Here is a 2,948-nt window from a genome sequence, read left to right as displayed (position 1 = left end):
CGCCCGTCTCGGCGAGTGCGGCGGTCACCGGGAGTCGCCTCCGAACTTGCTCAGACGCAGGTAGAGGATGGAGCAGAACAGGAGGATCACGAAGGCCACGGTGGTCAGCGCGGAGGCGTACCCGAAGTCGTGGCCCTCGATGCCCGTGTTGGCGACGTACAGCGGGAGCGTGGTGGTGACGCCCGCGGGGCCGCCGCCGGTCAGGGTGTACAGGAGGTCGACGTTGTTGAACTCCCACACGGCGCGCAGCAGCGTGGAGAGGATGATGGCGTCCTTCAGGTGCGGCAGCGTGATGTGCACGAACTGCCGCAGCCGGCCGGCGCCGTCGACCGACGCCGCCTCGTACAGGTCCTTGGGCACGGACTGCAGGTCGGCGAGGATGAGGATCGCGAAGAACGGGACCCCGCGCCACAGTTCGGTGACGACCACGGCCCAGAAGACGGTGTCGGTGTCGGACAGCACGGAGGTGCCGTAGGCGCCGATCCCGGCGTCCGCCAGGTAGCGGCTCACCCCGGTCGAGGGGTTGTAGAGCAGCATCCAGATGGTGGTGGTCAGCACCCCGGAGACGGCCCACGGGGAGAAGACCATGGCGCGGGCCAGGGCGCGTCCGACGAACGTCTGGTTGACCAGCAGGGCCAGCGCCAGGCCGAGGACCAGTTGGAGCGAGACCTCGGTGACGACCCATTTGGCACTGAACACCAGGGAGTCGCGGAAGAGCGGGTCGTCGGTGAAGATCCGGGTGAAGTTGTCGAAGCCCGCGAAGCCGTCGCGCCAGGGCTTGGTGACGTTGTAGTGCTGGAGGCTGTAGTAGAAGACGCTGAGCACCGGGTACGCGATGAAGCCCAGCATGAGCAGCCCGGCGGGGGCGATCAGCAGGTAGGGAAGGCGGCGCGGGGTGCTGCTGCCGTTCCCGCGTCGTCGTCCGGGCGCGCCCCGGGACGTCCTGCCCGGTGTCTTCGCCGCGGTGGCGGCGGGGGCTGCTGGGGCCATGAGCTCTGTCTCCGTTTCGTTCACGGTGGTGCGTGTCGTACGGGGAGCCGGGCCCGCTCCGGAGGTCCGGAGGGCGGCGGGTGGGCCGACGAGGCCGGCAGAAAGCGCTTGCTCCACGGCGTGCGCCGGTCCGGGCGCGGAGGCGGACGCGGTGGGTGGTGGTGCGCCGCCGGCCGGGGCGCGGGGCACGGCCGGCCGGCGGCGGTTCAGCCGGCGTAAGGTTCGGGCACCTTGCCCGGGCGGGCGAGGAAGGCGAAGTCGCAGCCGGTGTCGGCCTGGGTGATCTGCTCCTGGTACAGCGCGCCGTAGCCGCGTTCCCACCGCTGCGCGGGCGCCGTCCAGGCGGCGCGGCGGCGCTCCAGTTCGGCCTCGTCGACCTCCAGGCGCAGCGCGCGGCCCGGGACGTCGAGGGTGATCAGGTCGCCGGTGCGCACCAGGGCCAGCGGGCCGCCGACGTACGACTCGGGCGCCACGTGCAGCACGCACGCGCCGTAACTGGTGCCGCTCATCCGGGCGTCTGAGATCCGCACCATGTCCCGCACGCCCTCCTTGAGGAGGTACTCGGGGATGGGCAGCATCCCGTACTCCGGCATGCCGGGCCCGCCCTGCGGTCCCGCGTTGCGCAGCACCAGGACGTGGTCGGCGGTGATGCCGAGCGCGGGGTCGTCGATGGTGCGCTGCATGGTGCGGTAGTCGTCGAAGACGACGGCCGGGCCGGTGTGCCGCAGCAGGTGGGGCTCGGCGGCGATGTGCTTGATCACCGCGCCGTCGGGGCAGAGGTTGCCGCGCAGGACGGCGACGCCGCCCTCGTCGGCCAGCGGCCGCTCGCGCGGGCGGATGACCTCGTCGTCGTGGACGAGGGCGCCTTCGAGCTGGGCGCGCAGCGTGGGGTGGGCGGCGGTGGGCCGGTCCAGGTGGAGGACGTCGGTGAGGCGCGAGAGGAAGCCGGGCAGGCCGCCCGCGAAGTGGAAGTCCTCCATGAGGTACGCGCCGCCGGGCCGCAGGTTGGCGAGGACCGGCACGGTGCGGGCGATGCGGTCGAAGTCGTCGAGGGTGAGGGTGACGCCGGAGCGGCCGGCCATGGCGATCAGGTGGATGACCGCGTTGGTGGAGCCGCCGAGCGCGAGGACGGTGGCCACCGCGTCCTCGTACGCCTCCCGGGTGAGGATCTTCGACGGGGTGACGTCCTGCCACACCATGCCGACGATGCGGGCGCCGGCGGCCGCGGCCATCCGCTCGTGGCCCGAGTCCACGGCGGGGATGGAGGAGGCGCCGGGCATCGTCATGCCGAGCACCTCGGCGGCGGCGGTGAGGGTGGAGGCGGTGCCCATCGTCATGCAGTGGCCGGGCGAGCGGGCCAGGCCGTTCTCCAGCTCGGAGAGTTCGCCGTCGCCGATCTCGCCGGTGCGCCGCTGATCCCAGTACTTCCACATGTCGGTGCCGCTGCCGAGGACCTCCTTGCGCCAGTGGCCCGGCAGCATGGGTCCGGCCGGCACGAACACGGCGGGCAGGTCGGCGCTGGCGGCGCCCATCAGCAGGGCGGGCGTGGTCTTGTCGCAGCCGCCGAGGAGCACGGCCCCGTCCACCGGGTAGGAGCGCAGCAGCTCTTCGGTCTCCATGGCGAGGAGGTTGCGGTAGAGCATGGGGGTCGGCTTCTGGAAGGTCTCCGAGAGCGTGGAGACCGGGAACTCCAGCGGGAAGCCGCCCGCCTGCCACACCCCGCGCTTGACGGCCTGGGCGCGCTCCCGCAGGTGGACGTGGCAGGGGTTGATGTCGGACCAGGTGTTGAGGACCGCGACGACGGGCTTGCCGAGGTGTTCCTCGGGCAGGTAACCGAGCTGGCGGGTGCGGGCGCGGTGGCTGAAGGTGCGCAGGCCGGTCGAGACGGAGTCGCCGTACCAGCGGTGGCTGCGCAGGTCCTCCGGGCGCAGCGTGACGGGGCGCGGGGAGCCGGGGGC

The 2,948-nt window shown here is 72.5% G+C and carries 2 protein-coding genes; both read right to left on the bottom strand.

Features of this window, described 5'->3' with window-relative positions; all coding sequences use genetic code 11:
- Positions 1-24: 24 nt before the first annotated feature.
- Positions 25-990: a carbohydrate ABC transporter permease gene (locus ACOV8S_RS04275; protein ID WP_448316180.1), complete on the bottom strand. Its 966-nt coding sequence runs from the start codon at positions 988-990 to the stop codon at positions 25-27.
- 206 nt (positions 991-1,196) lie between these two features.
- Complete coding sequence (gene araD / locus ACOV8S_RS04270) at positions 1,197-2,921, bottom strand: L-arabinonate dehydratase (protein ID WP_448317345.1); 1,725 nt, start codon at positions 2,919-2,921, stop codon at positions 1,197-1,199.
- Positions 2,922-2,948 lie beyond the last annotated feature (27 nt).

Source organism: Streptomyces sp. CO7, assembly GCF_053474865.1.
This window is presented reverse-complemented; position numbering and strand designations above follow the sequence as displayed.